Source organism: Coleofasciculus sp., assembly GCF_046539235.1.
GTDB lineage: Bacteria > Cyanobacteriota > Cyanobacteriia > Cyanobacteriales > Coleofasciculaceae > Coleofasciculus.
In genome coordinates this window covers 1-4675 of the sequence record NZ_JBKHHI010000486.1, presented here as the reverse complement: position 1 = coordinate 4675, position 4675 = coordinate 1, and the positions used below count along the sequence as shown (strand labels likewise).

Here is a 4675-nt window from a genome sequence, read left to right as displayed (position 1 = left end):
CGGAAACGCCGCCTATTTTACTCCAGCCACCGGGATTGAAACCATCATCAGCCGCGTCACCGGAACCAATCCCTCTCAGATTCTGGGAACATTAGCTTAAACAACTTCTTTGATTACTTCTAGCTTTTGATCGACTTGTTTCAGTGCTATTTCCAAATCTGTGGTAAGCTGTTGAGCGCCTTTTTTAGCTGACTGGTTGCAATACTTGGCGACATCTAAAGCAGATCCAATATTAATCTGAATATCAGTACCCCGATGAGGAATGGGTTCGCTATAACGGATGCTAACGGGTACAATTTTTAATCCCAAACCCGGTTGATTGGATTCGGCTTGCAGGGCAATTCGTGCCATACCGGGTTTAAGTGGATTAACGTCACCATGACGAAAAATATTACCTTCGGGAAACATGACCAGGGCTTCGCCACGACGCAGGAGTTCGACACTGTGGCGGATACTGCCGATTCCAGGTTGTTTCGTATTCACCGGAAACCCACCCATGCGGCGGATAAACCAGCCTTGTAATCCTTTCATTTCATCTTGCGACACCATAAACCGCAAATCCCGTCCTGTGACAGGTTTCCCAGCGGCATAAGCCATGGTTAACCCATCCCAACGCGATCGATGGGTGGGTGCTAGGATAACTGGACCCGTTTGGGGAATGTTGTCTTGTCCCCTCACTCGCAGCCGCCCAAAATAAAGTGGCATGAGGATACGGCGACCTAAGGGATAGAGGATGGAGGTTAACAAAGGGGAAACACTGGAGTTGACGGGAACTATTTTGGCGGAATTGACCGTCTTTGAATCAGGCTTGTCCAAGGTTGAGGGGGTTTGGTTCTGTTCACGGGATTGGAGTTGCATCATAAGGGATTCGGCTTTTAGTGTGTTTCGACTCTCCACTCTTACCTTATGAGGTCTGATAACCCCTGTCGTCTACTGAAGGGACAGTTCTGTTAATGTCATGGTTAAGCGTTGATTGTCGATCGCGCTGGCGTCGTTGGGCAAACCAGGATTTCAGATACTCTCGACATTCGGTTTCCATAATCCCCGCTAAGACGGGTAAGCGGTGGTTGGAGTAAGGGCTATCGGGAATATTGGTAACGGTTCGGATTGTGCCAGTTTTAGGGTCATCTGCACCATACACCAGTAAACCTAACCGCGCTAAAATAATCGCCCCAGCACACATGGCGCAAGGTTCTAAGGTGACGTAAAGGGTACAGGTGTTTAAATGCCAGGTGTTTAAGGCTTGACCGGCTGCACGTAGGGCGAGGATTTCCGCATGGGCGGTAGGATCATGATCGCGTTCTCGTCGATTTTCTCCGGTGGCGATGAGGTTATCCTGATCATCAATAATTACCGCACCAACAGGAACCTCCCCCGCTTCACCCGCCGATTTTGCGATCGCCAGGGACTTGTTCATCCAGTGGCGATGCTTTTGATAGGCAACTTGATTAATGGACGGTAACATTTAGAGTAGATATATGAAGAAACTTTAAAATACCCCTTGCCGACTTTACCCTAATGGGAACTAAAAGCGTGTACTCTCAGCATCAATCGAGTCAGTCAGTGTCTCATTGTGATCAGCCAGCCGTTGGGCTGAACAGCCAGATATCGAGTAATCCAGGGAAAGGGTTAAACCTGAAGAATCTCCGCAATAACTATTTGGGTTTTCTGGTGCTGTGGGTTATTTTACTTGTACCATCTCTCACTGGATGTGGGATTAGTCCTAAGACCGAAGCCGGGGCGCAACCCAAACCCCCTGGTGCAGAAGAGAAAACCAGTACAGCCGTAGATGTTGCGATCGCAGAAACGGGATGGGTGTTAGAACCAATAGAATATACGGGTAGAACTCAACCGTTGCGAGATATCTCACTACGATCTCAAATCGAAGGGCGAGTGTTGAACTTGAATGTGGATATCGGTGATCCAGTTAAACCAGGACAAATTTTAGCTCAAGTTGACGACGCTTTATTGCAAACGGCTGTAACTGAAGCCCAAGCTGAACTCGCCGCCTTAAATTCAGAAGTCGCCCGCGCCGATACTCAGGTAGGGAATGCCCAAGCCAGGGCAGAACAAGCCCGGTTAGAATTGCAGCAAGCTAAAGTTGATGCAACACGACTCCAAAACCTGGCGCAAGAAGGCGCAATTTCTCGACAAGAAGCAGAATTAGCCCAAACCGCCGCCGCCACCGCGCAACAAAACCTGCAAGCCACCCTCAAGCAAATTCGCACGGAACAACAAGCCGTTGCTGCTGCACAAGAACGAGTAAAGGCACAGCAAGCTATTTTGGCTGAAAATAAGCAACGTCAATCCTATTCGTTACTCGCCTCCCCGATTAACGGTGTGGTATTAGAACGAGTCACTGAATCGGGGAATCTGGTGACACCGGGAAGTGAACTTCTCAAGTTAGGGGATTTTACTCAGGTGAAGGTAGAAGTTCGGGTTTCAGATAGAGAACTAGCGAATATCAAGGTGGGACAATCGGTAACGGTGAATTTAGACGCACTTGCCAATGAATCGTTTTCGGGAAAAGTGACCCGAATTTCTCCCGCGGCGGATAGTGAAGCCCTACAAATTCCTGTAGAAGTGACGATTCCCAACCCAAATCGTCAAATTGGTAGTGGACTTTTAGCACGAGTTAGTTTCACACCAAATACCCAAGCCCAAGTTGTGGTTCCGCAAACGGCGCTAGAGGTTAGCGGAAAGTCAGGGGGTGAAGATACTCAGATGGCGAAAACGAATCAGCCGACTCAAACATCAGAGAAATCAACGGTGTTTGTCGTGGTTGAAAATGGTGCTGAATCTACAGTTGAAGCACGTCAAGTAGAAATTAGCGATCGCACCAAGGGTAGAGTCGCTATTGTATCCGGTTTAAAGCCAGGGGAACGGTTTGTCGTTCGCAGTGATGCGCCGTTAAAGGATGGCGATACAGTGCGCTTGAGTATTTTATCAGCAAGAGTAACCCAATAAACCACGGCGATTTAAATCGCTGCTACACAATCTAGGGTATCGTGTTATCTCCTAACACCCGGTCGATTCAGGGCTGGGCGTTTCAAACCTTTGTGGTTTGGGTTCCGCCGAGTCCCGGCGTACCTGATAAGGTGAATAAAAACACCTGAAACGATGGTACTGCTATATTAGTCCACTTTAGTGGACTTGAGCTATTAGCCCGGAGTTTGAACTCCGGGCTTCGGGCGGATGTTGGGGCTATCAATTAACACAACTTGTCAAAAAACACAACTCAATCTGAATAGGTTTTTCCCTCAATCTCTCAAATAGCCTGATCACAGGCGTTACAGTTAAGAAAATAGGCGCAATATCAGAAAAAACTATGTCTCAAACCACTATTGAATCGGCTCCTGTTAATTTAGCTCTACCGCCAACCCAGTATGACTTACCCTGTGATGACGATATTCCCATGGAAACTCAGCGACATTTCCTGCAAATGCAAATGCTTAGGGATACTCTTGTCGCGTGGTTGGCTCAACGAGAGGATGGCTATGTTGGCGGTAATATGTTTCTCTATTTCAGTGCGGCTCAAATCAAAAACCAAGACTTTCGCGGTCCTGATGTCTTTGTCGTTTTGGGAGTTCCCAAAGGTGAACGACTTAGCTGGGTTGTATGGGATGAAGGCAAAGCACCGGATGTTGTTATTGAATTAATTTCTGATAGTACGGCTACCAAAGATAAAACTGAAAAGAAACAAATTTACCAAGACAAGGTGAGAGTCCCGGAATATTTTTGGTACAATCCCTTTGATTTAGAGGATTGGGCGGGATTTAGTTTACAAGGTGGCGTGTATCAACCCATGAACTTGGATGAACAAGGACGATTTGTTAGCCAAGTATTAGGTTTAGCCTTAGTGCGTTGGCAAGGTTCCTATAAAGATATTCAAACAACCTGGCTGCGTTGGGCGACATTAGCGGGAGAGTTGTTACTCACTCCTGAAGAAGAAGCGGCGCAAGCTCAACAGCAAGCTGAACAAGCTCAACAACAAGCTGCACAGGCTCAACAGCAAGCTGAACAAGCTCAACAACGAGCCGAACAACTGGCTGAACGTTTACGAGAAATGGGCATTGATCCGGATGAGGGTTAAAAGATTTAAGCCATGAACTAAAGTTCTGGCTCAAAGCTTAAACCCGTTAAAACGGGTTCAAAGTCTCACCCCGTAGTGTCGTGGCACAGCTAAAATAGGGTTTTGTTTGTAGTAAGCACTTTAGTGCTATAACGCTTAGCTGGAGAGGGCTGAAGCCCTCACTACGAACCAATTCTAATTTATCAAATAAGGTGTGCCACGCCAGTAGGGTGTGTTAGCGAAGCGTAACGCACCTTGACAACTAAAGGCGTTTCATTCGACATCGATTCCTTCCCACATCTCAGAAAGGGGTATGCGTTGTCCTGCTTTTGCTTCCTGGAAAGCTCTCCTGAGACTTGCTTTCACTTCTTCAAGGGGAGTATCATCAGGATCGGTTTCGACTTCTTCGGTAACATCGGGACACAGTACAATAATTCGCACGCGACTAGGGGCAAAATTTTCAATGGGGTGATCGAGTGATAATTGACCTTTTTCATCCAGGGTTCCTGTTAGTTCAATCGCTTTCATGAGTTTTATATGTGGTGTAGCTGCGTCAATGCTGTAGGCGTTTAGGTGCGTTCATTGCGGTTAGCAAACAGCATA

5 protein-coding genes are annotated in these 4675 nt (G+C 47.1%); 2 read left to right on the top strand and 3 right to left on the bottom strand.

Features of this window, described 5'->3' with window-relative positions:
- Positions 1-96: 96 nt before the first annotated feature.
- Positions 97-858: a lysophospholipid acyltransferase family protein gene (locus ACLFWI_RS27260; protein WP_446415535.1), complete on the bottom strand. Its 762-nt coding sequence runs from the start codon at positions 856-858 to the stop codon at positions 97-99.
- A 46-nt stretch (positions 859-904) separates the two neighbouring features.
- The gene (tadA, locus tag ACLFWI_RS27255; protein ID WP_446415534.1) at positions 905-1465 is read right to left on the bottom strand and encodes a tRNA adenosine(34) deaminase TadA; all 561 of its coding nucleotides are present in this window, start codon (positions 1463-1465) and stop codon (positions 905-907) included.
- A gap of 68 nt (positions 1466-1533) precedes the next feature.
- Here tadA and ACLFWI_RS27250 point away from each other — a divergent pair, with 68 nt between their 5' ends.
- Complete coding sequence (locus ACLFWI_RS27250) at positions 1534-2967, top strand: efflux RND transporter periplasmic adaptor subunit (protein ID WP_446415533.1); 1434 nt, start codon at positions 1534-1536, stop codon at positions 2965-2967.
- Between the two features lie 361 nt (positions 2968-3328).
- Entirely contained in the window at positions 3329-4093 is a 765-nt protein-coding gene (locus tag ACLFWI_RS27245; protein WP_446415532.1) for a Uma2 family endonuclease, read from the top strand.
- A gap of 252 nt (positions 4094-4345) precedes the next feature.
- Here ACLFWI_RS27245 and ACLFWI_RS27240 read toward each other — a convergent pair whose 3' ends face one another.
- The gene (locus tag ACLFWI_RS27240) at positions 4346-4600 is read right to left on the bottom strand and encodes a type II toxin-antitoxin system RelN family antitoxin (protein WP_446415531.1); all 255 of its coding nucleotides are present in this window, start codon (positions 4598-4600) and stop codon (positions 4346-4348) included.
- Positions 4601-4675: the final 75 nt, after the last annotated feature.

Bases quoted from the DNA above. Each gene is read 5' to 3' on its own strand.
- tadA (WP_446415534.1), bottom strand. From the start codon at position 1,465: ATGTTACCGTCCATTAATCAAGTTGCCTATCAAAAGCATCGCCACTGG.
- ACLFWI_RS27240 (WP_446415531.1), bottom strand. From the start codon at position 4,600: ATGAAAGCGATTGAACTAACAGGAACCCTGGATGAAAAAGGTCAATTA.
- ACLFWI_RS27260 (WP_446415535.1), bottom strand. From the start codon at position 858: ATGCAACTCCAATCCCGTGAACAGAACCAAACCCCCTCAACCTTGGAC.
- ACLFWI_RS27245 (WP_446415532.1), top strand. From the start codon at position 3,329: ATGTCTCAAACCACTATTGAATCGGCTCCTGTTAATTTAGCTCTACCG.